Genomic DNA, 24,102 nt, shown 5'->3' with positions numbered 1-24,102 from the left:
GTTGAAAAACTCAACGGTTAACTAGGCTAAACTAGCGGCAGCTCCAAATCAGAGTCTTCCGGAATTGCTTCAATTGAGGTCGAGAAAGGATTCCGTCTCCGCCCCCCTCTGTAGCCTTCCGCACTCAGTCCTTTGCAAATTAGAGAGACGCGATTTTTTTTAAAATCCCTCAGGCTAAAGGCTTCGTTTCGAGAATAAATGAGAAATTAGAATAATTTTCTAAATCGAATCCTTGTAGTGAACCAAAGTATAAAACAGATAAAAATCTAAATCTTGTAAACAGAAATTTTTACTACAAGTCTTAAATGAACAAATATAACATAGCTTTGATTCGAAATCACATATACAGAAAATCAACCTAGAAATATTGCTAATTTGCCAGACTACACGAATCTGCTCTGATCTCACGAGCGTTCACGAGTGAGAGGGCTAAATGTCAGACCGTTCAGACCCTGCTGACCTGATGGGCAGGCTTCGTGACGGCAACCCCGACGAAGGCCTCCCAGATGCAATATTGAAACTGACGCCAGGGGGCGACGCGGGCGCATTCTGCGTCCTTTCTATTCCTCTCATTTATTCATCCCCCCGCCTAGCCCGCCGGCCACCGCACGACACTCGGCGAAGGTACCAAACGGAGTGTCGGCAGACGCCGATACTCCTACTTCGCGCCCAAGAGGACCTTTTCGTTCCACCGGAGACCATCGAGTGGGCCATCTCCCTCCAGCGTACTCAATACATTGAACTGGCCAAGGCAATCAGAGCGATCGGGCTTTTATATCAATATGGGGTTCGCGTCTTCGGTGAGATCTCCGGTCAAGATGACTTCGAACTGCTCCTCTGGAATTTTCTGGCCTATCGGATGAAAGTCGAACCGGTAATCAAGGCGGAAGCAGAGGCATTACCCGCTTGGAGGCGTGTATCACTGGCCGCCGCGCATTTCGATTTCACTGCAATACGAGAGTTCGGCATCTTCTGCGCAAAAAGGGGAAAAAATCTACCATGGATGGGCTTTGGCTTCGGAAAGGCCGGGCTCTTTAACCAGAGAAATCGGCGCATTCTCAGATCGAGAGAGACGTTACTCGACCATCTTCTCCCCTATCGCGACGCCTTTCTGGATCTTGTCGACGACAGAGTGCAATTCCCACGAAGCCTCGCGCGATCTGCCAGCTACTCGACTCCGTATAAACCAGATCTTCTGACGCGCGACTGGATCGCCCGGCTGATCAGATACGAGCCGAACCTCACTTACAAGGCATTGTGGATATTGCTCGCGTTCGGGGGCTGTCGACTCTCGGAAGCGCTAAATATCTGGGCAACCGACGTGCGCTCCGGCTACGAGAGCACTGCCTTTGGCTGCTACGACATGACTGGCATGCCGTTCGTCCTTCTGGCTCATCCGTCGAGATCGCGTTTCATCGACAGCCCAAGGATAAATCTAAACATAGCCATCACCCGCGAGGAATATCTCCTGAGTAGATACGGATCAGCGGCGCGAAACCTGCTCCCCAAATCAGACAAAATGCGAGCTGGATGGAAAGGCGTTCAACCGGCGAACGGTTTGCTGGACCTAGCTTGGATCTACTGGATTGACCCAGCAATGTCGGTCGCCTTCGGAGAACTCGCAGGCGAACTACGATGGTTCCGCCAACGTTCTGGTGCGGTTGACCGATCACCTTACCTTTTCGTCAATACAGCGTCGATGCAGTATCTTGGCAACCCAACTCGGATCGCCTCGGTCGAGCAAGCATTGAAGCGCGCATCAGACAGAATTGGCGGGCTAGAGTCGGGGCGTACGCCCACACCACACTGGTTGAGATACTTTTATAAAAACACGGCTAGGGCCGAGCTGAAGCTCGGTCCGCAACAGATTCAATTAATGATGCATCATGCGAGCATAGAAAGCCAAGAGGATTACACGAAAGTAATCGCGGGTATCCGAGACGCAATGCAGGAACGATATTCAAAATGTTGACACTACGCTTCATCGACAATTGTGACGATGCGCTTTTGATAAGCGCAGCCGGAATAATGGCGAACACAAGCGATGAGATCGTAGTTGTAACGACTATGCCCACAACCGCTGAGCTTCGAGCGGCCGTCGAGAAATTTGAAGTCGAGATTCGTTCTGAATTTCGGCGTTTGTTTGAAAGAGAGTACTCCGATATCAAGAAAAGCTTTGGCTCTCTACGGCTTCTTGAGAAAAATTCTTCGGGGAGGGAAGGAGAATTATATGGATTAACCCTTCAAAACAAAAGGAACCCACCGCGGTTCTCTCATCTTACAAATAAATCTGTCCTTCAAGGGTTAATTCGCTTGGGTATCTTGAGTGAACATAGCTCAAAAGGGCAACCCCGCACCCGATTAGACAGGGGTTCTGGTCATATTGCTGATCTGGTCGGCGCTCTTTCGCAGGAAATGAAGTTGCGTCTGATCACAGAAGTATTGAGCGGAGATCTTGACGAAGCCCTGTTGGTAGACCAGTCCGCTGAGGTCGGGTTTGAAAAGCTGAAGCAGATAGTTCGCGGAAGCGATGATCCAGTCGAGATACTTGAACATCTCTTGCGGGCTGCAAGTGATTTCTTCCTTGAGCAGAAATTGCGAACGGCGGGCACGCCGGCCGGAAAGGGTACCGGCCGCGTATACGCGCCTGCCTGGTTTGCTCAGTATCTAGCCAAGATCGGCGTTTGGCTCTGGCCCTTCAGGCTTGAATCCAGCCTCTTCGGATTCTATCCAACTCGATGGCTACCGATAGCCTTCCGGCTCTCGGTGCCATCAAGTATGAGATCGTTCGCTGAGCATTGTCTCTCCGCTGCAGCGCCCAACGTCACCCGCGGAACTTCCAAGGAGAGAATCGGATGGGTCTTCCTAGCATCCGCTCTCGCGTCCAATACGTGGCATGGCGGCTCACTGGCAACTGACGCGCTCGTACGATTTAAGGAGCAGTGTCAGACTGAGGGCAGGCTATTAGCCTCCTCATCGCTAAACCACCTGCTATTTGAGGCAGCGCGCCACTTCGACGTGCGCATCCCGGAACTTGATAATTTCGAGGCATTCACCAAGAACAAGCGACTGGCGCAAGGCAGTCTGTTTCGGTTCCGCTGGTGCGAAAAGCCGTCCCCCACAAACACGAGGCTTGTCTCTCGTATTCTCGGCCGTGAGATCACCACAGTGCCAGATTTCGTGCGGGATTGGGCCGCTGACCTTGCGCGCGCAATTGAGTTGATGACCTGCGACGTCGGCACCGCAGAAGCCGTGCTCAACTGCTGGCTCGCCTACATACTACATCTCGGGCAGAGCGCACCAAGATCATTCCGGGAGGTCAAACGCTTAATCCACGTCAACGACTCTGAGGGAACAGAACAAGCTTCTGAATCCTGCTTCGTCGGTTTCATGAAGGCGAGATTGCACTTGATCGGCAGGGCCAATGCCCCCCGTGCAATATCCATGCTTGTTACCGCATGGCATAAACTGCGCGCCGCCCAGCGGTGGTCGGAGCCCACATCCTGCCCATTTGATCTGAAACTCGATCGGATTGCGAAGTTTCCTCAAAAGAAAACGAGAACCTCAAGAAATGCGATCGATGAGGCAGTACTTGAGATCATAAGTTTGGAGAACAGAAGAGACGACTTTATATTTGCACGAAACTACGGAAAAGCAAGTTTTATGTACAATCTCCGTAATGTATATACTGATAAGTATGAGGACGTATTTTGGCCGGCCGTTCCTATCTGTGTCGAGATAATTATCAACTCGGGCGCGCGCAATTCTGCGGCTCGTTGGGCCGATAGCGGTGAAGGTGACGAATTTGTGTTTGAGCAGATCAGTGGAAAGAAGCTACCAAATGATCTCCCGACCATGCAAAAATGTAGACGTGAATCTTTTCTGCAAAAATTATTTGTACCGAGTGACGATACACACGCATCCACGATGCATTTCTGCGTCGACAAGATCAAGAACGAACACGATATACCTTGGTGCCCTCCTCACATAGAAGATCTGTACTGGAGAATGTGTGGGCTTCAAAAAAAATTCAACCCGATCAGAGCTCCGATACCAGCTATCGATTCAAATTCGAAAAAACGACGCAAGAATGATACCGTGAAACACGTCTTCCCGTTATTCCGGATGCCGGACGTCGCTGTTGCCCTTCCCTTCGCGGACTATACCCTGCTCCAGTATTGGTATGCACTTCTAGTCCACTGCCAGCCGATCGTCGACGAGCGGCTAGGCTATCACTACCCACTGTTGGACGCGTCCGGAAAGCCGATTTACGACATCCATTCCTTGCGGGTAACGTTGGCGACGCATCTAAGCAATCAGGGCGCGACGCTGGGTACGATGCGCGATATCCTCGGACACTCCAGCATAGCAATGGCTGCCCACTACGATGCCTCTGGGCCAGAAACGATCGGGAGTCAGCTTCGCCATCTTTATGCTATCCGGCAGGACGCAGCCCGGAAGGCAATAGCGCGTGATCCTGAGATGCTGGCGGTACTGGCGCGGGAAGCCGTTCGACCTAGTTGGGTCGAGGATCACGTTGGCATTGAACTTCTCTTAGAGCATAAGAGCTCAAGATCTGCATCTTTCGACGCATTTTTTCACGGGATATGTCCCGGTGGTCGATGCAAAGAGGGCGGAAAGCGCATCTCGCCAGGTAAATATGAGCCCGTTTGGCGGGATAGAGCTTGCGGCGAATGTCGCTTCCGCGTCATCGGGCCACGATTCCTACCTGGCATGCGCGATCGTGCGGACCTCTTAATGATCGAATTCAAGATGTCACAGGAAGGAGAGAACTCGCTGAACCTCTTGCAAGAAAAGGAAAATGATCAGCTGGCTAAACATCAACGTCAGGCCGAAATTCGTGAAGAGCAGATTCTGCAAACAAACCTTTACCGTGAGTGGCAGACGGAAAATTCTATGATTCAGCTCTGCCGCACCGTGAATAGCGTCGGTAACCAACCGAATGAGGTGAAAAACGACCTTTTGATTTCCAGATCGTCAGTATCTCCTGAGAAATTTAGGTTTATTCCAACTGAAACCCACAGTCTTGTCGCCGTGCAGCGGATTATCAAGCAATCACGGGAAGATCCGGCGCTCGCATTTCAACTACCCGTCGGAACTGAGGAATATCGCAACAAGATGCTTCGTAAGTTTATGGTTGCTACTGACATATCCAGCTTATTTTATCGCATCCCTGAATCTGAACAACAAAATGCGATGGATGCCATTGGAGATATGGTCGTTAATGCAGCGGCCGATTCAAACGATCTACAGGAAATTCTGGAGGGCGATTACCAAGAAAAAAGAGAATTGTTGGTAGCAGAAATATCTTCTGTGTTGGCGAAGATTGGACTGGTAAACTTGACAAATGAGCTTACTCATAAGAGTAACTCGTGACCTTAGTTGTACCCCAATCGAAAATCATTATTGATCGAATGCGTATGGAGGCAGGAGCGAAAGGCCGATACGCAAGCGTCCGCTTGGGCACCATTGGCAGACTGGAGCGAGCCTGTAACGACATCCTATCGGGCAAGGCCTACCAAATGGCCGAGTCACAGGGATATGCGCGAAACGATTTTCCCAACGCCCGTCCAAAGCTAACCTATAGCCTGATCGACAGATACGTGAAGCTGCGTCAGCGATCAGCTTCCCCTGATTGTGCGGAATGGACGGGACCGACGGCGGCAGTGATCAGTCGCGACAAGGATTTGAAAGCGTATGTCGATGCGCGAAGAGTTGAGGCCTTCGCAACACAAAACCGACGAGCACGAAGCAATACGGCAAGAACGCTTGAGGAGATAATTGCAAAGCTTCCTATCGATGATCGTTACATCATTCGTGCCGAAATCGAAAAAGGACGATCTTGGAAGAATGAACTTGATTTAGCTCGCGAATTCTCCAAGCGTATGCAGCCCGTCCGACTTGACGACTTAAACCCACTGCCAAATGTAGGCCAAAGAGCGTCTTCATCGGAGATGTTCGGTTCAGACGAAGCCGAGCTTTTGCGGCGGCTGCTCGTCCGGCTGAAGAATGTTCAATACTTGGAGCCGTTTGGGCTCAACTATTCAAACGGATCACTCAAGATGAGCTTCTCTCCCGGCCGAATATTGATTGCTGGCGACGAGTTAGCCGTAATAGCCGGTCTGGCGGGAGTGCCGCTTTAGGAACACGAAATCCGCGCCGGCTTAAGGGAGGTTCCGATCATGTGGGACCGACAAGGGTAGCAGAGCGCTGCGCTATCTTTCCTATTCCATTCCGAGCGCGGCCTTGTACAGGTCAAGAATTGCCTCTTCCTCTTGCCTTTCGGCTGCATCTTTTTTGCGCAGACGCACCAATGTACGGACGGCCTTCGGCTCGAAGCCGGTCCCCTTAAGTTCTGCGTACACTTCGCGGATGTCTTCCGATATCGTCTTCTTCTCTTCCTCGAGACGCTCGATGCGTTCGATGAAAGCACGAAGTTGGCCCGCCGCGACCGTCTGAGCGGAATCTGAATTTTCAACGTCCATGTAATTGTCCTCGATCATGTGAAGGGCTAGTTTCAATCAGGTGCGCTTCAACCTATCCAAGTAGCTGATCTAGCTTATAGATCATCTAAATTGCGGGGGATTAGAACCCGGTGCCCTTCATTTCGGCATAGACGTCTTTGATATCGTCGGCCAGCGACTGCTTCTCCTCTTCGAGGCGCTCGATGCGTTCGATGAACGCCCTCAACTGGCCGGCGGCGACGGTTTGTGAGGAATCGGTGACTTCGTCGGCCATGAGCATCTCCAAGGAAATTGCGCCGCGACTCAGAAACACCTTCGCGGCAAGGAAAACGGCGGCTTCGATGCCCGACCCCGTCGGAGGGGTCAAGGAGAAAACGGCCCAATGCGAATTGAGGAAAGCCTATTCCTTCGGGCGGCTGGCTTCGAACGCGACCTTCTTGGCCTCGCTCGCCTCAGCCTGGTGTTTAGCCCGCCATTCGTCATAGGACATACCGTAGATGATCTCGCGCGATTCTTCCTTCGTGAGTGCGACCCCCGCGGCCTCGGCCGCCTCGCGATACCAGTTCGACAAACAGTTGCGGCAGAAGCCGGCGAGGTTCATCAGATCGATATTCTGGACATCGGAACGCTCCCGCAGGTGATCGACGAGGGTGCGGAAGGCTGCCGCCTCGAAATCGCGCTTTTGTTCCTTGCTGAGTTCGGTCATGGCTGGCGTCCTTTTAGAGCGGTCCCGTACGCGAACCGAACTGCTTCACCTCATGGATATCGGGTCGGGCATCGATCGCTTCAAGCAACGGCGCCAGCCGCTCCGCCCATTGCCGCTGCCCGTCCTCCTCGCGGATCAGATCCTGACGGATTTCGATCAGGGCATGGGCGAAACCGTTGACAATGGCGTGCTTGAACATCGTGTCGCCGCGCAGCGCGCCGTCATATGGTTCGTTGTCGCCCACGACGAGGCCCTTCTCGACCCTTAATGCGGCGAGCATCGGATCGACCGCGCGATTGTCGCTGTCCCACAATATGCCGACATGCCAAGGCCGCTCGAAGCCCTGCATACGAGGAGTGAAGGAATGGACGGAAAAAATGAACGGCGCCCTGCCCGATTCCTCGGCCACCGAGGCGACAAGCGCGGCGACGGCGTCGTGGTAGGGCCGGTAGAAGCGGTCGAGCCGACGTTCCCGCTCTTCCGTCGACATCGGATAGTTTCCCGGAACCACCGTACCGTCATAGAGCTGCCGGATCAGCGTCGGGTCGTCCTCTCCCCTGTTCGGGTCGATGAGGAGCCGCGAGAAGCGCGCCATCACCGCCGGCGCGCCGGTCAGCGCCGCAAGCCGCCGCGTCACTCCCTCTACGCCGATATCATAGGCAATGTGGCGATCGAATTCGGTCTCGGGCAAGCCGAGGCTGCCATATTCGTCCGGCAGGTCGCGTCCGGCATGGTCGGCGAGAATGAGCATGCCGTCGCTCCGGTCGCCGTCGATGAACTCAAAGGGGGAGAATTGGGACAGACGCGTCATTCACCTGGCCGTGGGCTTCGCAAGCTGGCCCGGTCATTTCACGAAGCCGACCCAGGCGCAATGCCGTTGTTTCGACAATCTTTCCGCCGAACCCGTGTGAGCGGAAATAGGCGGGGACCGTTTGACGAACGGCCTCCGGCGCGTTGACACGGACCGGGCTATCTTCGAAAAGGGGCATCTTGGAAAATGGGGCTGTTACAGGCAAGCGGCATGGAATCGGTTTGCGCAACGGCAAGGCGGAGGGGTCGCAAGGCGGCTCTTGCCGGTGCTGCCGTGGTCTGCGCCGGCGCGGCGGGGTTGTTTTCAACGCCTGCCCTCGCTGATTTCCGCGTCTGCAACGCGACCCAGAATCTGGTCGGCGTCGCCATCGGCTACCGCGCCAAGGCGGGCTGGGTAACGGAAGGCTGGTGGCACATCGAAGGATCGACCTGCAAGACCCTCATCGAAGGCCCTCTCTCCTCGCGCTATTATTATCTTTACGCGGAAGATGCCGATCATGGCGGGCGCTGGGACGGGCCGGTCAACATGTGCGTCGCCGATAAGGAATTCAAGATCGCCGGCGTCAACGATTGCTTCGCGCGCGGTTTCCAGCGCGCCGGCTTCAAGGAATACGATACGGGCAAGCAATCGAATTGGATGGTGCAATTGACCGATCAGCCCGCGATGAACGGTGCCGCCGCTGTTACCGGATCGGGTAATCCCGGATCGGACAGTCAATGAGACGCAGCCGCAAGGTCAAGATCCTCGCCACCCTCGGCCCTGCCTCCTCCGACGAGGCGATGATCCAGAAACTCTTCGAGGCCGGCGCGGACGCTTTCCGCATCAATATGAGCCATACCGACCATGAGACGATGCGCACACTCGTCGCGCGCATCCGCGCCGTCGAGGGAAAGGTCGGCCGGCCAATCGGCATCCTGGCCGACCTGCAGGGGCCGAAGCTCAGGGTCGGCACGTTCGCCAACGGCAAGGCGGAACTGAAGCCCGGCCAGAGTTTCACGCTCGACGACAATCCCGAACCGGGCGACACCACCCGCGTCTTTCTCCCACACCCTGAAATCCTGCAATCCATCCAGCCTGGCGACCGCCTGCTGATCGACGACGGCCGACTGACGCTGGTGGCGGAGGAAACGAATAGCCGTTCGGTCCGCTGCCGCGTCGTCTCCGGCACCGCGATCTCCGACCGGAAGGGCGTCAGCGTCCCCGACACGACGCTTCCGGTGGGCGCGTTGACCGACAAGGATCGCAAGGATCTGGACGCCGTGCTGACAACCGGCGTGGACTGGGTCGCGCTCTCCTTCATCCAGAGGCCGGAGGATTTGGCCGAAGTGCGCAAGGTGGCGCGCGGCCGCGCCGCGCTGCTGTCCAAGATCGAGAAGCCACAGGCCGTGGCGCGGCTTGCCGAGATCATCGAGCTTTCCGATGCGCTGATGGTCGCGCGCGGCGATCTCGGCGTCGAGATGCCGGTCGAATCCGTTCCGGGCATCCAGAAGCAGATCACCCGCGCCGCCCGGCGCGCCGGCAAACCGGTGGTGGTGGCCACCCAAATGCTGGAATCGATGATCGCCGCACCCGTACCGACCCGCGCCGAGGTCTCCGACGTCGCCACGGCCGTCTACGAGGGCGCCGACGCCATCATGCTGTCGGCCGAATCCGCCGCCGGAAAATACCCGGTCGAGGCAGTTTCGATGATGAACGCGATTTCCGTCGAGGTGGAGCGCGACCCGACCTATCCCGGCATCATCAATGCCCAGCGCTCGCCGCCGGAGGCGACCGGCGCCGACGCGATTTCAGCCGCGGCGAGGCAGATCGCCGAGACGCTCAACCTGTCGGCCATCATCACCTATACGGCCTCCGGAACCACCGGCCTGCGCGCCGCGCGCGAGCGCCCGCAGGTGCCGATCATCGCGCTGTCACCCGTCGTGGCGACGGCGCGGCGCCTCTCGCTCGTATGGGGCACGCATTGCGTGGTGACCGAGGACGCGACCGACCTCGACGACATGGTCGACCGGGCCTGCCGCATCACCTTCGAGGAGCATTTCGGCCGGCCTGGCGACCGGGTGATCGTCACCGCCGGCGTACCGCTCAGGACGCCCGGCGCCACCAACATGCTTCGCATCGCCTATATCGGCTCGGACGGATTGGGCGGCATATAACTCGAGCGCCGGAGCACAGCGAGGCACCGGTTGCGGCACGGCCTCGGGTCCCTCGGGAATCGGTCAGATATCCTGGCCGGCCAGATCCTGGGTAAGTGTTTCAACCGCGCTCTGGGCGCTGCGCATCATCGGATAGACCTGAAGCGCCCGCTCATAGGCCTTGAGCGCCAGCTCCTTGCGGCCGGTATCCTTGAGGATCTCCGCCATGCCTGCGAGCGCCCCGAAGTGACGCGGTTCGAGTTGCAGCGTCTTGTCGATGTCGGCCATCGACATGGTGTAGTCGCCCATCATGTAGTGGACGGTCGCACGCCGGTTCCAGCCTTCCGCGTAAGAGGGATCGAGCGCGATGATCTGGTCGAGGAAATCGAGAGCGACAGGATATTTCTTCGTCTGGATGGCGTCGTTCGCCCATTGCATCAGAAGATCGACCGTGGCGCTGCCGGAATCGAGCCATTGTTGCCAGATCTGCCGCGAGATGCGATCCGCCACATGCTCGTTACGCTCCCGCTTCAATTCGGAGAAGAGCTTGTCGAGCCGCTTGGCGTGCGCCGATTCGAGCGGGTTGCCTGCCTTCGGAGCAGCGACGGGCGTTGTCGGCAGTTGTTTCACTGAAGGTGTCGGCTCGGTAACCGCATTGTCGGCGGCCACGGCCGGGGCCGCGAATAGCGTCAGGGAGAGTAAAACAAAGAGACCGCGCATGCCGGAAATCTAATCCCGCGCGGCCCAATATCAAATCAAAAAGACGGATCAGAAAAGGCTGGCGTCACGCTCAGCCCTGGCGCGCCTTGAAGCGCGGCGCGGTCTTGTTGATTACATAGATACGGCCCTTGCGACGGACCAGGCGGTTATCGCGGTGGCGGGCTTTCAGTGCCTTGAGCGAGTTCTTGATCTTCATTTTCCGAGCCGTTCAGCTTGGCCCGTTGGGCCTGAAATCAAAGACGCGCCAGAAGGCGCGCCGCAATCGGCCTGCTCATAAACGACGAGCGGCGCGTCTGTCAACCTCGCGTCCACGCGCCGGCAGGCTGGCTATACTCCCGAAGACAGCCGCGTGAAATGCCCCATCTTGCGGCCGGGGCGGGTTTCCGCCTTGCCATAGAGATGCAGCAGCAGGTTTGGCTCGGCAAGCAGCGCCGGCACGCGATCCATATCATCGCCGATCAGATTTTCCATGACGCAGTCGGAATGCCGGCCGGGCTCCCCGAGCGGCAGGCCGGCGATGGCCCTTATGTGCTGCTCGAACTGGGAGACGACGCAGGCCGCCTCGGTCCAGTGGCCGGAATTGTGGACGCGCGGCGCGAACTCGTTGGCAAGCACGCGGCCGTCGGCCGCTACGAAGAATTCGACGCCGATGACGCCCACATAGTCGAGCGCTTCGAGCAGCCTGAAGCTCGCCCGCCGCGCCTCCCCCGCGATCTCCTCCGGAACACCGGCCGGCACGGTCGAGCTGCGCAATATGCCTTCACGGTGGACATTACGGGCGGGATCGAATGCTGCGACCGAGCCGTCGCTGCCGCGCGCGGCGATCATCGATATCTCGCATTCAAAGGATACAAGTTCTTCGATAATCAGCGGGACGTTGCCCATTGCCACGAACGTACCTTCGAGGCTCCTCACCTCGCCTGAGCGGAGGACCCTCTGACCCTTGCCGTCATAGCCGAGCCGGCGCGTCTTGAGCACGCCGCTGCCGTCGAACGCGTCGAGCGCAGCCGCGATATCCCCGTCATTATCCACCGCCCGGAACGCGGCTGTGGATATTCCGTTAGCGTTGAGAAATGTCTTTTCGGCCAGGCGATCCTGCGACACTTCGAGCGCACGCGGCGGCGGAAAGACCGGCACGCTGAGCGCCAGGCGGTTCGCCGCTTCCACCGGAACGTTCTCGAATTCATAGGTGACGACCGAGGCTTGCCGGGCAAGCGCGTCGAGTGCTGCCGGATCGTCATAGGCGGAGACGATCTGATGGTTGGCAAGCTGGGCCGCGGGACAATCGGCCTGCGGCTCCAGCACGACCGTGCGGTAGCCGAGCCGGGCAGCAGCCATCGCCAGCATGCGGCCGAGCTGGCCGCCGCCGATGATGCCAATCGCGGCGCCCGGCGCGAGCGGCTTGCTCATGCGTCGCCCCTTGGTTCCTCATCCCCCGGGATATCAGCCACCGCCTCGGTCTGCCGGGCGCGGTAGGCGTCGAGCCGCCCGGCAAGCGCGGGGTCGGAAAGCGCCAGCACGGCAGCGGCCAAGAGCGCCGCGTTAACGGCGCCGGAGCGTCCGATCGCCAGCGTTCCGACTGGGATGCCTGCCGGCATCTGCACGATCGACAACAGGGAATCCTGGCCCGAAAGCGCTTTCGACTCGACGGGAACACCGAGCACCGGAAGTGGCGTCAGCGCCGCCGCCATGCCGGGCAGGTGCGCCGCACCGCCCGCACCGGCAATGATGACCTTGAAGCCGGCATCCCTGGCGCCGCGCGCGAATTCGTAGAGCCGTTCCGGCGTGCGGTGCGCCGAGACGATACGCTTCTCGAAGCCGACGCCGAGCGCGGCTAGCGTCTCGGCGGCATGGCGCATGGTCGGCCAGTCCGACTGGCTGCCCATGATGATGGCGACATCGGCGCGCGACATGTCTTGCCCCTTCATGTTTCGAGACCGCCGCATAGAGGAAACGGTCGGGCGCCGCAAGAAATTGACTGCGCTGGTTCCAATTCCAGCCATGACCTGAAAGGCGGTATCCGGCCTCTTCGGGCACCGGTCACCGGCGCGGTGGTTTTGTCAGCAGAAACGCGCCGCCGCGCACGGCATCGGATACCGCACCTACCGTTTCCTCGCGCGTCTGACCCTCGGTCAGCAAGACGTGCCGCTCAAGCGGACCGAGCGAACCGAATTGCTGATGAAGCGCGGTTATGGGCGCCGGATCGGTCAGCGTATCGCCGCCGCGTTCCCGGCAGCGCCGGATAGCCACATCGAGCGGCGGCCGCAGGACGACATAGTGGATCGGCGCCGCAACTTGCCCGAACGCCTGCAGGAACCATGGCCCAAGAATGCCGTCGAGGACGACGAAATAGCCGCCCCTGGCATAGCCGGCCGCAACCCCTGCCAGAACGTCGATGACTATGGCGTTCTGCCTATGGGCTTCGGGCAGATAGGGCGGGATCGCTCCATTCTTGATAAAATGCCAGAACTCATCCGAATGAAGATGCACTTTCGCGGAGCCTGGTTGTTTGGCGAGCATCCGCGCCGCCGTGGTTTTCCCCGAGCCCGGCGCCCCGGTCAGAATCAGAATTTCCCCGGCATGGTCCATCATGCTGATTAACATGAAACCGCGCCCGCGAGCGACGACTCGACGCTGTCATCTTCCCCCGCCAGCGTCTTCTTCGCCAGATCGATCCTCGGGCGCGAATCGCACTCAGGCGATGATATCGGGGATAACCTTGTCCTCGAGGTCCTTGAGCCGGTCCTTGATGGCCAGCTTCTTCTTTTTCATCCGTTGAATCTGCAGGGCGTCGCAACCCATGGCGATCATGGCGTTGATGGCTGCGTCGAAATCGGCATGCTCCTGCTTCAGGCGCGCGAATTCGAGACGAATTCCGGCCTGTTCCTGTTCCGACATGAATCCAGATTCCCCGGCGCCTTCCCGGCGGAAGCCGGCCACGCAATGCGCTGCAGTATTGATTCATAGCACATTACGACAACACCGGAAATGCTACTACCGCGCATTCGACTTCGCCATATTCCGGTGGCACACTGTCATCCGGCCGTCACATGCAATGTCCGGCGACAGATGTCCATGTACCGGCCTGACGAGGAAAACGGAACAGGAGAAGAAATCATGGCTCTCGCTTCCCATCTTGAGGAATTGCAGAGAAAGCATGGCGACATAGAGCGCGAGATTGACGAAGCCCTGACCCATCCCTCAACCGACGAACTCGAAATAACCGCCCTTAAGAGACGAAAACTGGCACTTAAAGACGAAATCGAAAAGCTGAAGACAAGGCACTAAGGCGCGCCGCGACCCTTTAGGTTCGCTGTATACGCTTCAGGTTCCTGATTTTTCGCATGCCTTTATCCCGAAACCGGTGTCCGCTTTCGGGAAGGGTGTTTTTAGGCTCCATCGCTCCGGGGCGGCAATGACAAGGAGCCTGTCGATGGCGGACCTGACCATCGGCCTATAGGGTTTTGGCGTAGTCCTTCAGCCTTTCCAGAACTGGTCGAGCCAGATGTTGAGGCGGATGAACCCCGCATCGTTCGTCGCGTAGATGCGTTTCGTGCCAGACACCTCCACGGTGACGAGCCTTGCATCGAGCAGGATTTTCAGGTGCTGGGAAACGGCGGGACGCGAAATCGGCAGCCCCGCAGCGAGAGCGTTGACGGTGCTGGGGTTCCGTCTCAGTTCTTCCAGAATGTGACGCCGCGTGGCATCGCTGATCGCGTGGAACGGGTCGGATGCGGTCATCACACCTGAGTAAGCCATTGCTTACGTAAAAGCAAGTTTATGAGAAAATCAGCGGCGCACCGCCGTTTCCGCATAGAGCGGAATTCGCTTGACAAGCGCCCGCGATAGCAAATATATCACAGATATATCAGAGGAGATAAGGCCATGTGGTCAGGTGTCATGCCCGCCGTTACGACGAAGTTCACGGACGGCGACGAGTTGGATCATGCGGAAATGGAGCGCTGCTTCGCGCTTTTGATGGATGCCGGCTGCGACGGGCTGATCGCTTGCGGTTCGCTCGGCGAAGGCCCGATGCTCTCGCATGACGAAAAACTTGAGGTTTTCAACACGATGAAGGGCGTGGCGGGACGCAAGCCTGCGCTCCTCACCATCAACGAAGCGGCGACACGCGACGCGGTCTCGCTGGCCAAACGCGCCGCAAAGGCAGGCGCCGACGGGCTGATGATCGTGCCGAGCCCGATCTACCACACCAATCCCAGTGAGACGGTCACCACGCTGAAGGCCGTCGCGGCTGCCGGCGGCCTGCCGGTGATGATCTATTCCAACCGCATCGCCTATCGGGTCGACGTCACGCTCGACATCATGGCGGAACTGGCGAACGACGATCATTTCGTCGCCATCAAGGAATCCTCGGACGAGATCCGCCGCTCGATCGACATCGTCAACCGGTTCGGCGACCGCTTCGACCTGTTCACCGGCGTCGACAATCTGGCCTTCGAGGCGCTTTCGGTCGGCGCGGTAGGCTGGATCGCCGGCCTTGTGACCGCCTTCCCTGCCGAAACCGTCGCGGTCTACCAGCTCATGAAGGCCGGCCGCACGGCGGAAGCGCTTACGATCTACCGCTGGTTCCGTCCGCTGCTCGATCTCGACGTCTCGACCAATCTGGTCCAGAACATCAAGCTCGCGGAGGTTCACGCGATCGGCTCGAACGAGAGGGTACGCATGCCACGCCAGCCGCTTGCAGGTGCCGAGCGCGTGCGCGTCGAGAAGATCATCAAGGATGCGCTGGCAACACGGCCGGTCCTGCCGAAGCTTTCGATCGACAAGGCTGCCTGATATCCGGGCACAAGGCGCGGAGGGTGCCGATGCACGGCGATAGCAGATCGGATATCGCCGTCATCGGTGCCGGCATCGTCGGTATCTGCGCCGCCGCATATCTTGCCGAGGCAGGCTGCGCGGTGACGGTCATCGACCGCACCGGCATCTGCGAGGAAACGAGTTCCGGCAACGCCGCCGCCTTCGCCTTCTCAGACGTGCTGCCGCTTGCGCAGAAGGGTATGCTGCGCAATCTGCCGCGCTGGCTGCTCGACCCGCTCGGGCCGCTCGCCATCCCGCCTTCCTATCTGCCGCATCTCCTCCCCTGGCTCTATCGCTTCTGGCGCGCCGGCCATGGCGGTTATGAAGGCGCGCTAACTGCGCAGGCTTCTTTGATGCGGCTTACCCAATCCGAATGGATGGCGCTGATGGAGCGCTCCGGCACACGCTCCATGCTGCGCGAGGACGGCTCGCTGGAACTCTATGAATCCGAGGTCGAGTTCAACGCCTCGCTGCCCGGTTGGGCGGCGCGCGAACGCCACGGCATCGCCTTCCGGCATGTCGCCGGCGCGGAAATCGGCGAACTGCAGCCTGGCCTTTCGCCTCAATTCGTCAAAGGCGCCTTCGTTCCCGGCTGGAAAACCGTCTCCGACCCGATGCTGCTTGGCAAGGCCATCTGGAAATATGCGGAGAGCAAGAGCGCGGTTTTCCTCAAAGGCCGTGTCGTCGAAGCGGCGCTGGGCGACGACGGAACGTCGATCCGCCTCGAAGACGGTCGCACACTCAGATCGGATAAGCTGATCGTCGCCGCCGGGGCTTGGTCGCATCTGTGGGCCCGCCGCTTCGGCGACACCATCCCGCTCGAAACCGAGCGCGGCTACAACACGACGCTTCCCGTCCATGCCTTCGACCTGAAGCGGCAATTGATCTTCTCCGGCCATGGCTTCGTCGTTACGCCGTTGGAAACCGGGCTTCGCGTCGGCGGCGCCGTCGAACTCGCCGGGCTCGACCGGCCGCCCAATTTCGCCCGCTCGAAAGCAATGCTGGAGAAAGCTCGTCTTTTCCTCCCGGGATTGAGGACGGAGGGGGGCCGCGAATGGATGGGCTTCCGCCCCTCGCTTCCAGATTCGCTCCCTATCATCGGCCACTCCCGTTCCGCCGCGAACGTCCATTATGCCTTCGGGCACGGTCATCTCGGCCTGACCCAAGCCGCGGCGACGGGACGCTTGATCCGCGACCTCGTTTCGGGCGAGGCTCCTCCGATCGACCTTTCTCCTTTCCGCCCAACGCGTTTCTAGAGGCATATCGTGGCACGCCACTCCTTCTTCTGCATCGACGGTCACACCTGCGGCAATCCGGTCCGGCTCGTCGCCGGCGGCGGTCCGCAACTCCAGGGCTCCACCATGCTGGAGCGGCGCGCGCATTTCCTCGCCGAATATGACTGGATCCGCACCGGCCTCATGTTCGAACCGCGCGGCCACGACATCATGTCGGGCTCGATCCTCTATCCGCCGACGCGCGAGGATTGCGACATCGCGATCCTCTTCATCGAGACCTCCGGCTGCCTGCCGATGTGCGGCCACGGCACTATCGGCACGGTAACGATGGCGATCGAGAACGGACTGGTGAAGCCGAAGACACCTGGCGTGTTGCGACTCGACACTCCGGCGGGCCTGGTGGTCGCCGAATACCGCCAGGAAAGCCAATATGTGGAGGAAGTGCGCATCACCAACGTGCCGGCCTTCCTCTACGCCGAACAGCTTGCGGTGGAGTGTCCGGTCCTCGGGCCGCTGAAGGTCGACGTCGCCTATGGCGGCAATTTCTACGCCATCATCGAGCCGCAGGAGAACTACCGCGACATGGCCGATCATTCGGCGGGCGACCTCATCGCCTGGAGCCCGGTGCTGCGCCAGCGGCTGAACGAGAGCTACAGCTTCGCCCATCCGGAGCACCCGGAGATCAACAGGCTCTCGCACATATTATGGACAGGAAAACCGACAAACAGCGAGGCCGATGCGCGCAACGCCGTGTTCTACGGAGACAAGGCGATCGACCGCTCGCCCTGCGGCACCGGCACGTCGGCGCGCATGGCGCAGCTTCACGCCAAGGGCAGGCTGAAGGCCGGCGACAGCTTCGTCCATGAATCGATCATCGGCTCGCTCTTCAAGGGCCGCGTCGAGGCCGAGACCACGGTGGCGAACAAGCCTGCCATCGTCCCTTCGATCGGCGGCTGGGCCCGCATGACGGGACTGAATACCATCTTCATCGACGATCGCGATCCGTTCGCGCATGGCTTCGTCGTCACCTGATCCGCCGGGCACGGATTGGGACGCCGTTTCCAGATTTTTCCGACACGCAAGGAAACACTAAAAATTGATAGCATGGCCGAATTGGCTTCGGTGAAAGCTGTGAGAAACCGGATTCGACGCAAGGACATTGCGCTATGCCAATGCTAGCTTCCGGCTGGTCCAGAGGACGGACGGGACAAAGATAAATGATCGCCGACTCTGAACCGGCATCGTAAAAATGCGGCTGGGGGTGCGAAAAAGCCGGTTGCAATCCGGAAGCGAGAAGCTACGACTAGGGGAACGACAAAAGGAGCGCGCCGCCATGCGACGCTCCAGGGGAGCCGATAACATATGCACTATTTCGTCCAGCAGCTTATCAACGGGCTGACACTGGGATCGATCTACGGGCTGATCGCGATCGGCTATACGATGGTCTATGGCATCATCGGCATGATCAACTTCGCCCATGGCGACATCTTCATGGTCGGTTCGTTCGTAGCACTTGCCACTTTCCTGATCCTGACCACCGTATTCGGCTTCGCCTTCTTGCCCGTGGTGCTCCTGATCGTCGTGATCGTGGCGATGCTTTTCACCGCCGCATGGGGCTGGACGGTTGAGCGCCTCGCCTACCGACCGTTGCGTGGCTCCTTCCGGCTGGCGCCGTTGATCACCGCGATCGGCATGTCGATCACGTTGCAGAACTTCGTGCAGGTCACGCAGGGCGCCCGCGTCAAGCCGCTGCCGCCTCAGATCACGGGCGGCATCAAGATATTCAGCGCCAGCCCGACCGACGGCATCAATGTGCAATTGTCCTACATGCAGATCATCATCGTCGGGACAACTCTTATCCTTATGGGTGTGTTCACGCTGTTCATCATCAAGACGCCGCTGGGACGCGCGCAGCGCGCCTGCGAGCAGGATACCAAGATGGCGGCGCTGCTGGGCGTCAATGTCGACAGGACGATCTCCCTTACCTTCGTGCTGGGCGCCGCGCTTGCCGCGGTGGCGGGTCTGATGTTCCTGCTTCTCTACGGCGTCATCGACTTCTATATCGGCTTCCTCGCCGGCGTTAAGGCGTTCACGGCAGCCGTGCTCGGCGGTATCGGTTCGCTGCCCGGCGCCATGCTAGGCGGCTTGGCGATCGGTTTGATCGAAGTGTTCTGGTCCGCCTATTTCACCGTCGAATACAAGGACGTGGCGGCGTTTTCGATCCTCGCCATCGTCCTCATCTTCCTGCCGTCCGGCTTGCTCGGCCGACCCGAGGTGGAGAAGGTCTGATGGCTCCCGGCAACCAGGACATGCCCGCCTCGGAAATCAATCCGGAGGGCGCGCAAGCGCTCGGCGAAGATCGGGCCAGCGCCTTCCAGGCTCCGCCACCGGAACATGCGGCAAGCTTCTACGATTCGCTCAAGGATGCGGGGCTGACAGCGCTACTTGCCGGCGTGCTCGGCTTCTTCTTCATTGGCCTGCGCACCGAATTGGCGCCAGGCGGCCTCGACATAACGACACGCTGGCGCACCTGGATCATCTCGATCCTGATCGTGTTTGGCGCCAGGCTCCTTCTCAATATCTTCTTCTTCAAGGCCAACCGGCCAGCGAAACGAAAGGCTCGCGCCGAGCCAGGCAAGATTGCAGCACTCCTCCCGACAATAGGCAAAGCAGCAACCTGGATACTTTTCGCCTTCGCGGTCGTCCTGCCCTTCTTCTTCACCACCTTCATGCCGCAGCGCGAGCGGCAGTTCATCGACATGGCCATCCTGATCATGACCTACATCATGCTCGGATGGGGCTTGAACATCGTGGTCGGCCTCGCCGGCCTACTCGATCTCGGCTACGTCGCCTTCTACGCGGTCGGCGCCTACTCCTTCGCGCTTCTGGCGCACTATTTCCATTTCGGCTTCTGGATGGCCTTGCCGCTCGCCGGCATTCTCGCTGCGACCTGGGGCATCATCCTCGGCTTCCCGGTGTTGCGCCTGCGCGGAGACTATCTGGCGATCGTCACGCTTGCCTTCGGCGAAATCGTCCGCGTGGTGCTCCTCAACTGGTACAGTTTCACCAACGGCCCGGACGGCATCTCGGGCATTCCCAAGCCGACCGTCTTCGGTTTGGAACTCGGCCGCGGCGACGATACGATCAACGCAGTTCTCGGCATTCCCTACGAGCCGATCCAGCGCTTTATCTTCCTCTATTACATCATCTTCGTTCTAGCGCTGATCACCAATTTCATCACGATACGACTGCGCAGGCTGCCGATCGGCCGCGCATGGGAGGCGCTGCGCGAAGACGAGATCGCCTGCCGTTCGCTTGGCATCAACACCCGCAACACGAAGCTCACCGCCTTCGCCATCGGCGCCATGTTCGGCGGCTTCGCCGGTTCCTTCTTCGCCACTCGGCAAGGGTTCGTGTCGCCCGAAAGTTTTACCTTCCTTGAATCGGCGATCATCCTGTCGATCGTCGTCCTCGGCGGCCTCGGCTCCCAGCTCGGTGTGGTTCTTGCCGCGATCGTCATGATCGGCGGCACCGAGATGCTGCGCAATCTCGACTTCCTCAAGTCCATCTTCGGAGACGGGTTTGATCCGGTCCAGTACCGCATGCTGATCTTCGGCCTCGCCATGGTCATCATCATGGTCTGGAAGCCGCGCGGGCTGATCGCGACAAGGACGCCGTCCGCCATCTACAAGGAGAAAAAGAAGATCAACGCCGATCTGGTCGCACAAGGCGAGGGGCACGGATGACCGCCGCGCAAGACATTTCCGGCGTGCCTTCCGCGCGCCGATGGGAGAGCGACCCGATTCTGACCGTCGAGCACCTGTCGATGCGTTTCGGCGGGCTCGTGGCCGTCGGCGACCTCTCCTTCAATGTGGGACGCGGTGACATCACCGCCCTCATCGGCCCGAACGGCGCCGGCAAGACGACCGTCTTCAACTGCGTCACCGGCTTTTACAAGCCGACCGAGGGCCGTATCGCCATGCGCCACGGCGAAGGCCGGCTAGAGAAAGAAGTCGAGGAGCTGACGGCGAGCAGCGCGCGCTTCAAGGAGATGGCCGGCAATTCCGTCTTTCTCCTGGAGCGCATGCCCGACCACGAAATTTCCGCCAAGGCGAAGGTGGCGCGCACCTTCCAGAACATCCGTCTCTTCAGCGGCATGACGGTTCTCGAAAACCTGCTCGTCGCGCAGCACAATCCGCTGATGCTCGCATCGGGCTACTCGATCGGCGGCATTTTCGGCCTGCCCGCCTACAGGAGAGCGCAGGCGGCTTCGATGGAAAGGGCCATTTACTGGCTCGACCAGATCGGCCTTGTCGACCGCGCCGACGATCCGGCCGGCGACCTCCCTTACGGCGCCCAGCGGCGCCTCGAAATCGTTCGCGCCATGTGCACCGGGCCGAAACTCCTGTGCTTCGACGAGCCGGCGGCGGGGCTCAATCCGCGTGAATCGGCGGAACTCAACCAACTCTTGAAATTCATCCGTGACGAGCACGACACGTCGATCCTTCTCATCGAGCACGACATGGGCGTGGTCATGGAGATTTCCGACCATATCGTCGTGCTCGACTATGGCGTGAAGATTTCGGACGGCGACCCCGCCTTCGTGCGAACCGACCCGAATGTCATCGCTGCGTATCTGGGCGTTGACGACGAGGAGGAGATCGACATCGCGGAAGTCAAGCAGGATGTCGCCGCGGAAGCGAAGGGAGCTATCGGTTCGATGCCTGACGCACCGGTCGCTTCCGGCTCCGACAACGGAGCAGGCAAGCCATGAGCGAAAACCTTCTTTCGGTACGTGGCGTCAAAACCTACTACGGTCAGATCATGGCGCTGCGCGGCGTCGATGTCGATGTCAATCGTGGCGAGATCGTCACCATGATCGGGGCCAACGGCGCCGGCAAATCGACCTTGATGATGACGATCTGCGGCGATCCCCGTGCCCGTTTCGGTCAGATCACCTTTGACGGACAAGACATCACCGATATGCCGACGCACGAGATCATGCGGCTCGGCATCGCCCAGTCGCCCGAGGGGCGGCGGATATTCTCGCGCATGACCGTGATGGAGAACCTCCAGATGGGCGCCACATTTGTGCCGCCGGAGAATCTCGATGAGGATCTGCGGCGCGTTTTCACGCTGTTCCCGCGCCTGAAGGAACGCGCCAGCCAGCGCGGCGGCACGCTTTCGGGCGGGGAGCAGCAGATGCTCGCCATCGGCCGCGCCTTGATGAGCCGGCCCAAGCTGCTTCTCCTGGATGAACCCTCGCTCGGGCTTGCGCCACTGGTGGTGAAGCAGATTTTCGAGGCGATCCGCGAACTCAACCAGCAGGAAGGGCTCACCGTTTTCCTCGTCGAGCAGAATGCATTTCATGCGCTCAAGCTTGCGCATCGGGGCCACGTCATGGTGAACGGCACCATCACCATGAGCGGCACCGGCAAGGAGCTTCTGAAGCGCGAGGAAGTCCGCGCTGCCTATCTTGAAGGCGGCAGGCACTGAGAGGACGGAATGGTCAAGGAAAATGCCCTGCTGTGGGAAGTGACGTTCTGGGAGTTCTTCTGGATCACCATCGTGCTGGCGGGCGGCGCGGCCTATCTCACAGGCCGCGCGGTGGCGCGTTCCTGGAGTAGCGGCATCCAATTGGCGGTCTACATGATCATGCTGACGGCTGCGTGCCGGTTCATCCACTTCGCCCTGTTTCACGGCACGCTTCTTTCGATTCAATACTATATCGTCGATCTGATTGTTCTTCTCATCTTCGCTTTCATCGGTCGCCAGGTGACGCGTGCAAAGCAGATGACCACGCAATACAGCTTTGATTACCAGCGCAGCGGAGCTGCCGGCTGGGCGCGCAAAACCTGAACCATTCACTATTAATCGGTGTGGAGCCTTTATTTCGGTGCTGAATTGGGCTTTCATGCCGGTCAAGCGGGACGAAAGACCCGCGCCAGCCGACCGGAAACACCGGACACCTTTTCCGGGCGGCGCTAGGAACCTCTGGGGTGTTACAAGGGAGTCAACATGAAAAAGGTACTTTTTGCGGGCGTCGCCCTCACCTTTGCGATGATGAGCGGCTCGGCCTGGGCCGACATCACCATCGCGACGGCGGGACCGATGACCGGCCAGTATGCCGCCTTCGGCGCGCAGATGAAGGGCGGCGCTGAACAGGCCGTCGACGACATCAACAAGAAGGGTGGCGTTCTCGGCCAGAAGCTCAAGCTCGAGGTCGGCGACGATGCGTGCGACCCGAAGCAGGCTGTCGCGGTCGCCAACCAGTTCGCCGGTGAAGGCGTCGTCTTCGTCGCCGGGCACTTCTGCTCCGGCTCGTCGATCCCCGCTTCGGCGGTCTATGCGGATGAGAACATCATCCAGATTTCGCCGGCTTCGACCAACCCGAAATTCACCGATGAGCGTCCGGGACCGGGCATCTTCCGCGTCTGCGGCCGTGACGACCAGCAGGGCGTTGTCGCCGCGAAGTTCCTGATGGATCACTTCAAGGACAAGAAGATCGCCTTCATCAACGACAAGACCGCCTACGGCAAGGGTCTCGCCGACGCCACCCAGCAGAACTACGAGAAGCTCGGCGGCAAGCCCGCGCTCGTCGAATCCTACACGGCAGGTGAGAAGGACTACACCGCGCTCGTCTCCAAGCTGAAGCAGAACAACGTCGACGTTCTGTATGTCGGCGGCTATCACACCGAAGCCGGCCTTATCAAACGCCAGATGGTTCAGCAGGGCATGAAGACGGTTCTGGTATCCGGCGACGCGCTCGTGACCGACGAGTATTGGGCGATCACCGGCGATGCCGGCGAAGGCACGCTGATGACCTTCTCGCCCGATCCGCGCAAGAACCCGGAAGCGAAGCCCGTCGTGGACGAGTTGCTGGCTGCCGGCAAGAGCACGGAAGGTTATGCGCTCTACACGTATGCCGCGATCCAGATCTGGGCGCAGGCGGTCAATACGGCCGGCAAGACGGATTTCGATCCGGTCGTGAAGGCGCTCAACAGCGGCGATTTCAAGACCGTGCTCGGCGAGCTGAAATTCAACGATCACGGCGACGTCACCCTGCCGGGCTATGTCATGTACAAGTGGCATGACGGCAAGTACGACTACTACACCGACTGATCGGTCTGTTGGTCGACGCGCAGTCGGCTGATCGATCGTCTTCGCGGCCCGGTATGTTCGCATACCGGGCCGT

26 protein-coding genes are annotated in these 24,102 nt (G+C 59.3%); 15 read left to right on the top strand and 11 right to left on the bottom strand.

Features of this window, described 5'->3' with window-relative positions:
• Positions 1 to 433 precede the first annotated feature (433 nt).
• From RBH77_RS07440 to RBH77_RS07430, 3 genes are read left to right on the top strand one after another with little or no spacing between them, the layout of a single operon-like run.
• The gene (locus tag RBH77_RS07440; RefSeq protein WP_311031505.1) at positions 434 to 1,972 is read left to right on the top strand and encodes a hypothetical protein; all 1,539 of its coding nucleotides are present in this window, start codon (positions 434 to 436) and stop codon (positions 1,970 to 1,972) included.
• Positions 1,966 to 5,397 (top strand): VPA1269 family protein, encoded by a 3,432-nt coding sequence (locus tag RBH77_RS07435; protein ID WP_311031504.1) that lies wholly within the window; start codon positions 1,966 to 1,968, stop codon positions 5,395 to 5,397. The genes RBH77_RS07440 and RBH77_RS07435 overlap by 7 nt, the downstream gene beginning before the upstream one ends.
• Positions 5,394 to 6,164: a hypothetical protein gene (locus tag RBH77_RS07430; protein WP_311031503.1), complete on the top strand. Its 771-nt coding sequence runs from the start codon at positions 5,394 to 5,396 to the stop codon at positions 6,162 to 6,164. The genes RBH77_RS07435 and RBH77_RS07430 overlap by 4 nt, the downstream gene beginning before the upstream one ends.
• 81 nt (positions 6,165 to 6,245) lie before the next feature.
• On the opposite strand, the gene RBH77_RS07425 is transcribed toward RBH77_RS07430, so the two are convergent.
• From RBH77_RS07425 to RBH77_RS07410, 4 genes are all read right to left on the bottom strand, one after another.
• Positions 6,246 to 6,506 (bottom strand): DUF2312 domain-containing protein, encoded by a 261-nt coding sequence (locus RBH77_RS07425; protein ID WP_311031502.1) that lies wholly within the window; start codon positions 6,504 to 6,506, stop codon positions 6,246 to 6,248.
• Between the two features lie 100 nt (positions 6,507 to 6,606).
• Positions 6,607 to 6,759, bottom strand: coding sequence for a GapR family DNA-binding domain-containing protein (locus RBH77_RS07420; protein WP_371832848.1), 153 nt, complete (start codon positions 6,757 to 6,759; stop codon positions 6,607 to 6,609).
• A gap of 126 nt (positions 6,760 to 6,885) precedes the next feature.
• Positions 6,886 to 7,191: a DUF1244 domain-containing protein gene (locus tag RBH77_RS07415; RefSeq protein WP_311031501.1), complete on the bottom strand. Its 306-nt coding sequence runs from the start codon at positions 7,189 to 7,191 to the stop codon at positions 6,886 to 6,888.
• Between the two features lie 13 nt (positions 7,192 to 7,204).
• Complete coding sequence (locus RBH77_RS07410; RefSeq protein WP_311031500.1) at positions 7,205 to 8,002, bottom strand: N-formylglutamate amidohydrolase; 798 nt, start codon at positions 8,000 to 8,002, stop codon at positions 7,205 to 7,207.
• A 210-nt stretch (positions 8,003 to 8,212) separates the two neighbouring features.
• On the opposite strand from RBH77_RS07410, the gene RBH77_RS07405 reads away from it, so the two are divergent.
• Positions 8,213 to 8,722, top strand: coding sequence for a DUF1036 domain-containing protein (locus RBH77_RS07405; protein WP_311031499.1), 510 nt, complete (start codon positions 8,213 to 8,215; stop codon positions 8,720 to 8,722).
• Complete coding sequence (gene pyk / locus RBH77_RS07400) at positions 8,719 to 10,155, top strand: pyruvate kinase (protein WP_311031498.1); 1,437 nt, start codon at positions 8,719 to 8,721, stop codon at positions 10,153 to 10,155. The genes RBH77_RS07405 and pyk overlap by 4 nt, the downstream gene beginning before the upstream one ends.
• 63 nt (positions 10,156 to 10,218) lie before the next feature.
• On the opposite strand, the gene RBH77_RS07395 is transcribed toward pyk, so the two are convergent.
• The 6 genes from RBH77_RS07395 to RBH77_RS07370 all read right to left on the bottom strand — a co-directional run bounded on the left by RBH77_RS07395 (position 10,219) and on the right by RBH77_RS07370 (position 13,752).
• Complete coding sequence (locus RBH77_RS07395) at positions 10,219 to 10,854, bottom strand: tetratricopeptide repeat protein (protein ID WP_311031497.1); 636 nt, start codon at positions 10,852 to 10,854, stop codon at positions 10,219 to 10,221.
• Positions 10,855 to 10,924: 70 nt separating this feature from the next.
• Complete coding sequence (gene ykgO, locus RBH77_RS07390) at positions 10,925 to 11,050, bottom strand: type B 50S ribosomal protein L36 (protein WP_311031496.1); 126 nt, start codon at positions 11,048 to 11,050, stop codon at positions 10,925 to 10,927.
• Between the two features lie 131 nt (positions 11,051 to 11,181).
• Positions 11,182 to 12,264 (bottom strand): 5-(carboxyamino)imidazole ribonucleotide synthase, encoded by a 1,083-nt coding sequence (locus RBH77_RS07385; RefSeq protein WP_311031495.1) that lies wholly within the window; start codon positions 12,262 to 12,264, stop codon positions 11,182 to 11,184.
• The gene (purE, locus tag RBH77_RS07380) at positions 12,261 to 12,767 is read right to left on the bottom strand and encodes a 5-(carboxyamino)imidazole ribonucleotide mutase (protein WP_311031494.1); all 507 of its coding nucleotides are present in this window, start codon (positions 12,765 to 12,767) and stop codon (positions 12,261 to 12,263) included. The genes RBH77_RS07385 and purE overlap by 4 nt, the downstream gene beginning before the upstream one ends.
• A gap of 127 nt (positions 12,768 to 12,894) precedes the next feature.
• Positions 12,895 to 13,443 (bottom strand): ATP-binding protein, encoded by a 549-nt coding sequence (locus RBH77_RS07375; RefSeq protein WP_311032452.1) that lies wholly within the window; start codon positions 13,441 to 13,443, stop codon positions 12,895 to 12,897.
• A gap of 105 nt (positions 13,444 to 13,548) precedes the next feature.
• Entirely contained in the window at positions 13,549 to 13,752 is a 204-nt protein-coding gene (locus RBH77_RS07370; protein ID WP_311032451.1) for a YdcH family protein, read from the bottom strand.
• 219 nt (positions 13,753 to 13,971) lie between these two features.
• Between RBH77_RS07370 and RBH77_RS07365 the strand changes: the two genes are divergently transcribed.
• The gene (locus RBH77_RS07365) at positions 13,972 to 14,142 is read left to right on the top strand and encodes a YdcH family protein (RefSeq protein ID WP_311031493.1); all 171 of its coding nucleotides are present in this window, start codon (positions 13,972 to 13,974) and stop codon (positions 14,140 to 14,142) included.
• Positions 14,143 to 14,331: 189 nt separating this feature from the next.
• On the opposite strand, the gene RBH77_RS07360 is transcribed toward RBH77_RS07365, so the two are convergent.
• Complete coding sequence (locus RBH77_RS07360) at positions 14,332 to 14,595, bottom strand: ArsR/SmtB family transcription factor (RefSeq protein WP_311031492.1); 264 nt, start codon at positions 14,593 to 14,595, stop codon at positions 14,332 to 14,334.
• A gap of 144 nt (positions 14,596 to 14,739) precedes the next feature.
• Between RBH77_RS07360 and RBH77_RS07355 the strand changes: the two genes are divergently transcribed.
• The 9 genes from RBH77_RS07355 to RBH77_RS07315 all read left to right on the top strand — a co-directional run bounded on the left by RBH77_RS07355 (position 14,740) and on the right by RBH77_RS07315 (position 24,029).
• Positions 14,740 to 15,651 (top strand): dihydrodipicolinate synthase family protein, encoded by a 912-nt coding sequence (locus tag RBH77_RS07355; protein ID WP_311031491.1) that lies wholly within the window; start codon positions 14,740 to 14,742, stop codon positions 15,649 to 15,651.
• 29 nt (positions 15,652 to 15,680) lie between these two features.
• Complete coding sequence (locus RBH77_RS07350; RefSeq protein ID WP_311031490.1) at positions 15,681 to 16,928, top strand: NAD(P)/FAD-dependent oxidoreductase; 1,248 nt, start codon at positions 15,681 to 15,683, stop codon at positions 16,926 to 16,928.
• A gap of 9 nt (positions 16,929 to 16,937) precedes the next feature.
• Positions 16,938 to 17,939: a 4-hydroxyproline epimerase gene (locus RBH77_RS07345; RefSeq protein ID WP_311031489.1), complete on the top strand. Its 1,002-nt coding sequence runs from the start codon at positions 16,938 to 16,940 to the stop codon at positions 17,937 to 17,939.
• Between the two features lie 330 nt (positions 17,940 to 18,269).
• A complete protein-coding gene (locus RBH77_RS07340; RefSeq protein WP_311031488.1) occupies positions 18,270 to 19,196 on the top strand; it encodes an ABC transporter permease subunit in 927 nt (308 codons plus the stop codon).
• Entirely contained in the window at positions 19,196 to 20,653 is a 1,458-nt protein-coding gene (gene livM / locus RBH77_RS07335) for a high-affinity branched-chain amino acid ABC transporter permease LivM (protein ID WP_311031487.1), read from the top strand. The genes RBH77_RS07340 and livM overlap by 1 nt, the downstream gene beginning before the upstream one ends.
• The gene (locus RBH77_RS07330; RefSeq protein WP_311031486.1) at positions 20,650 to 21,681 is read left to right on the top strand and encodes an ABC transporter ATP-binding protein; all 1,032 of its coding nucleotides are present in this window, start codon (positions 20,650 to 20,652) and stop codon (positions 21,679 to 21,681) included. Before livM ends, RBH77_RS07330 begins: the two co-directional genes overlap by 4 nt.
• Positions 21,678 to 22,403 (top strand): ABC transporter ATP-binding protein, encoded by a 726-nt coding sequence (locus RBH77_RS07325; protein ID WP_311031485.1) that lies wholly within the window; start codon positions 21,678 to 21,680, stop codon positions 22,401 to 22,403. Before RBH77_RS07330 ends, RBH77_RS07325 begins: the two co-directional genes overlap by 4 nt.
• 9 nt (positions 22,404 to 22,412) lie before the next feature.
• Positions 22,413 to 22,766: a DUF6867 family protein gene (locus RBH77_RS07320; RefSeq protein WP_311031484.1), complete on the top strand. Its 354-nt coding sequence runs from the start codon at positions 22,413 to 22,415 to the stop codon at positions 22,764 to 22,766.
• Positions 22,767 to 22,925: 159 nt separating this feature from the next.
• On the top strand, positions 22,926 to 24,029 hold the full coding sequence (locus tag RBH77_RS07315; protein ID WP_311031483.1) for a branched-chain amino acid ABC transporter substrate-binding protein: 1,104 nt from the start codon (positions 22,926 to 22,928) through the stop codon (positions 24,027 to 24,029).
• Positions 24,030 to 24,102: the final 73 nt, after the last annotated feature.

This window comes from Mesorhizobium koreense (assembly GCF_031656215.1).
Lineage (GTDB): Bacteria > Pseudomonadota > Alphaproteobacteria > Rhizobiales > Rhizobiaceae > Mesorhizobium_L > Mesorhizobium_L koreense.
Note: the sequence above shows the minus strand (reverse complement) of the source record. Positions and strands in the feature narration are given on the sequence as shown.

Excerpts from the sequence above, each read along its gene's own strand:
- RBH77_RS07340 (WP_311031488.1), top strand. The coding sequence starts at position 18,270 with ATGCACTATTTCGTCCAGCAGCTTATCAACGGGCTGACACTGGGATCG.
- RBH77_RS07315 (WP_311031483.1), top strand. The coding sequence starts at position 22,926 with ATGAAAAAGGTACTTTTTGCGGGCGTCGCCCTCACCTTTGCGATGATG.
- RBH77_RS07360 (WP_311031492.1), bottom strand. The coding sequence starts at position 14,595 with ATGACCGCATCCGACCCGTTCCACGCGATCAGCGATGCCACGCGGCGT.
- RBH77_RS07440 (WP_311031505.1), top strand. The coding sequence starts at position 434 with ATGTCAGACCGTTCAGACCCTGCTGACCTGATGGGCAGGCTTCGTGAC.
- RBH77_RS07410 (WP_311031500.1), bottom strand. The coding sequence starts at position 8,002 with ATGACGCGTCTGTCCCAATTCTCCCCCTTTGAGTTCATCGACGGCGAC.
- livM (WP_311031487.1), top strand. The coding sequence starts at position 19,196 with ATGGCTCCCGGCAACCAGGACATGCCCGCCTCGGAAATCAATCCGGAG.
- RBH77_RS07425 (WP_311031502.1), bottom strand. The coding sequence starts at position 6,506 with ATGGACGTTGAAAATTCAGATTCCGCTCAGACGGTCGCGGCGGGCCAA.
- RBH77_RS07415 (WP_311031501.1), bottom strand. The coding sequence starts at position 7,191 with ATGACCGAACTCAGCAAGGAACAAAAGCGCGATTTCGAGGCGGCAGCC.
- RBH77_RS07395 (WP_311031497.1), bottom strand. The coding sequence starts at position 10,854 with ATGCGCGGTCTCTTTGTTTTACTCTCCCTGACGCTATTCGCGGCCCCG.
- RBH77_RS07355 (WP_311031491.1), top strand. The coding sequence starts at position 14,740 with ATGTGGTCAGGTGTCATGCCCGCCGTTACGACGAAGTTCACGGACGGC.
- pyk (WP_311031498.1), top strand. The coding sequence starts at position 8,719 with ATGAGACGCAGCCGCAAGGTCAAGATCCTCGCCACCCTCGGCCCTGCC.
- ykgO (WP_311031496.1), bottom strand. The coding sequence starts at position 11,050 with ATGAAGATCAAGAACTCGCTCAAGGCACTGAAAGCCCGCCACCGCGAT.
- RBH77_RS07330 (WP_311031486.1), top strand. The coding sequence starts at position 20,650 with ATGACCGCCGCGCAAGACATTTCCGGCGTGCCTTCCGCGCGCCGATGG.
- RBH77_RS07435 (WP_311031504.1), top strand. The coding sequence starts at position 1,966 with ATGTTGACACTACGCTTCATCGACAATTGTGACGATGCGCTTTTGATA.
- RBH77_RS07420 (WP_371832848.1), bottom strand. The coding sequence starts at position 6,759 with ATGGCCGACGAAGTCACCGATTCCTCACAAACCGTCGCCGCCGGCCAG.
- RBH77_RS07320 (WP_311031484.1), top strand. The coding sequence starts at position 22,413 with ATGGTCAAGGAAAATGCCCTGCTGTGGGAAGTGACGTTCTGGGAGTTC.
- RBH77_RS07370 (WP_311032451.1), bottom strand. The coding sequence starts at position 13,752 with ATGTCGGAACAGGAACAGGCCGGAATTCGTCTCGAATTCGCGCGCCTG.
- RBH77_RS07405 (WP_311031499.1), top strand. The coding sequence starts at position 8,213 with ATGGAATCGGTTTGCGCAACGGCAAGGCGGAGGGGTCGCAAGGCGGCT.
- RBH77_RS07385 (WP_311031495.1), bottom strand. The coding sequence starts at position 12,264 with ATGAGCAAGCCGCTCGCGCCGGGCGCCGCGATTGGCATCATCGGCGGC.
- RBH77_RS07375 (WP_311032452.1), bottom strand. The coding sequence starts at position 13,443 with ATGGACCATGCCGGGGAAATTCTGATTCTGACCGGGGCGCCGGGCTCG.
- RBH77_RS07325 (WP_311031485.1), top strand. The coding sequence starts at position 21,678 with ATGAGCGAAAACCTTCTTTCGGTACGTGGCGTCAAAACCTACTACGGT.
- purE (WP_311031494.1), bottom strand. The coding sequence starts at position 12,767 with ATGTCGCGCGCCGATGTCGCCATCATCATGGGCAGCCAGTCGGACTGG.
- RBH77_RS07350 (WP_311031490.1), top strand. The coding sequence starts at position 15,681 with ATGCACGGCGATAGCAGATCGGATATCGCCGTCATCGGTGCCGGCATC.
- RBH77_RS07365 (WP_311031493.1), top strand. The coding sequence starts at position 13,972 with ATGGCTCTCGCTTCCCATCTTGAGGAATTGCAGAGAAAGCATGGCGAC.